Source organism: Plebeiibacterium sediminum, assembly GCF_026013605.1.
GTDB classification, from domain to species: Bacteria; Bacteroidota; Bacteroidia; order Bacteroidales; family Marinilabiliaceae; genus Saccharicrinis; species Saccharicrinis sediminus.
In genome coordinates this window covers 1-568 of record NZ_JAPDPJ010000278.1, presented here as the reverse complement: position 1 = coordinate 568, position 568 = coordinate 1, and the positions used below count along the sequence as shown (strand labels likewise).

The 568-nt window shown below is 49.5% G+C and carries 1 rRNA gene; it reads left to right on the top strand.

Annotated features, from left to right (window positions below):
- Positions 1–6: 6 nt before the first annotated feature.
- Positions 7–568 (top strand): 23S ribosomal RNA (locus OM075_RS25450); the annotation flags it as partial.

Genomic DNA, 568 nt, shown 5'->3' with positions numbered 1-568 from the left:
ACCAACAAGAAAGTAAGCAAGGGCGTACGGTGGATGCCTAGGCTTTCAGAGGCGAAGAAAGACGTGATAAGCTGCGATAAGCTGCGGGGAGAAGCAAATATTTATTGATCCGCAGATTTCTGAATGGGGCAACCCGGCTGGTTGATGACCAGTCACCCTTCGGGGGGCAAACCCAGGGAACTGAAACATCTAAGTACCTGGAGGAGAAGAAAACAATAGTGATTCCCTAAGTAGCGGCGAGCGAACGGGGATTAGCCCAAACCAATGTTGTTCAGGCAACGTTGGGGTTGTAGGACTGCGATATAGATTTAAAATTGAAGTGGAGCGTTTTGGAAAGAACGGCCAGAGAGTGTGACAGCCACGTACACGTAAGGTTTTAAATTTTAGCAGTATCCTGAGTAGCGCGGGACACGAGAAATCCTGTGTGAATCTGCCAGGCCCATCTGGTAAGGCTAAATACTCCTGAAAGACCGATAGTGAACCAGTACCGTGAGGGAAAGGTGAAAAGTACCCCGAACAGGGGAGTGAAATAGTACCTGAAACCGTGCGCTTACAAGCGGTCGGAGCC